At 56.5% G+C, this 1,860-nt stretch carries 1 rRNA gene; it reads right to left on the bottom strand.

The features are described from left to right. Positions 1-32 precede the first annotated feature (32 nt). Positions 33-1,860, bottom strand: a 23S ribosomal RNA gene (locus ACZ58N_RS38845); the annotation flags it as partial.

The raw sequence follows: 1,860 nt of genomic DNA, 5'->3' as shown, positions 1-1,860 counted from the left end.
CTTCAGAACTAACACAGTGGACGCGAGCAACTGAGGACAAGCCCTCGGCCTATTAGTACCAGTCAGCTCCACCCGTTACCGGGCTTCCACATCTGGCCTATCAACCCAGTCGTCTACTGGGAGCCTTACCCTCTCAAGGAGGTGGGAATACTCATCTTGAAGCAGGCTTCCCGCTTAGATGCTTTCAGCGGTTATCCCTCCCGAACGTAGCCAACCAGCCATGCCCTTGGCAGGACAACTGGCACACCAGAGGTTCGTCCGTCCCGGTCCTCTCGTACTAGGGACAGCCCTTCTCAATATTCCTACGCGCACAGCGGATAGGGACCGAACTGTCTCACGACGTTCTAAACCCAGCTCGCGTACCGCTTTAATGGGCGAACAGCCCAACCCTTGGGACCGACTCCAGCCCCAGGATGCGACGAGCCGACATCGAGGTGCCAAACCATCCCGTCGATATGGACTCTTGGGGAAGATCAGCCTGTTATCCCCGGGGTACCTTTTATCCGTTGAGCGACGGCGCTTCCACAAGCCACCGCCGGATCACTAGTCCCGACTTTCGTCCCTGCTCGACCCGTCGGTCTCACAGTCAAGCTCCCTTGTGCACTTACACTCAACACCTGATTGCCAACCAGGCTGAGGGAACCTTTGGGCGCCTCCGTTACCCTTTGGGAGGCAACCGCCCCAGTTAAACTACCCATCAGACACTGTCCCTGATCCGGATCACGGACCGAGGTTAGACATCCAGCACGACCAGAGTGGTATTTCAACGGCGACTCCACAACCACTGGCGTGGCTGCTTCAAAGTCTCCCACCTATCCTACACAAGCCGAACCGAACACCAATATCAAACTATAGTAAAGGTCCCGGGGTCTTTCCGTCCTGCTGCGCGAAACGAGCATCTTTACTCGTAGTGCAATTTCACCGGGCCTATGGTTGAGACAGTCGAGAAGTCGTTACGCCATTCGTGCAGGTCGGAACTTACCCGACAAGGAATTTCGCTACCTTAGGATGGTTATAGTTACCACCGCCGTTTACTGGCGCTTAAGTTCTCAGCTTCGCAACCCCGAAAGGTCACTAACCGGTCCCCTTAACGTTCCAGCACCGGGCAGGCGTCAGTCCGTATACATCGCCTTACGGCTTCGCACGGACCTGTGTTTTTAGTAAACAGTCGCTTCTCGCTGGTCTCTGCGGCCACCCCCAGCTCACGGAGTAAATCCGATCACCAGTGATGGCCCCCCTTCTCCCGAAGTTACGGGGGCATTTTGCCGAGTTCCTTAACCATAGTTCACCCGAACGCCTCGGTATTCTCTACCTGACCACCTGAGTCGGTTTAGGGTACGGGCCGCCATGAAACTCGCTAGAGGCTTTTCTCGACAGCATAGGATCATCCACTTCACCACAATCGGCTCGGCATCAGGTCTCAGCCTTAATGAGGGACGGATTTGCCTACCCCTCGGCCTACACCCTTACCCCGGGACTACCACCGCCCGGGTTGGACTACCTTCCTGCGTCACCCCATCGCTTACCTACTACCACCTTGGATCGGCGGCTCCACCACTTTCCTTTCCCCGAAGGGTCCGGAACGGCTTCACGGCCTTAGCATCAGAGGATTCGATATTGGGCGTTTCAAAGCGGGTACCGGAATATCAACCGGTTGTCCATCGACTACGCCTGTCGGCCTCGCCTTAGGTCCCGACTTACCCTGGGCAGATCAGCTTGACCCAGGAACCCTTAGTCAATCGGCGCACACGTTTCTCACGTGTGTATCGCTACTCATGCCTGCATTCTCACTCGTGAACCGTCCACAACTAGCTTCCGCTGCTGCTTCACCCGGCACACGACGCTCCCCTACCCATCACA

It is taken from the genome of Streptomyces sp. NPDC040432 (genome assembly GCF_055595445.1).
Note: the sequence above shows the minus strand (reverse complement) of the source record. Positions and strands in the feature narration are given on the sequence as shown.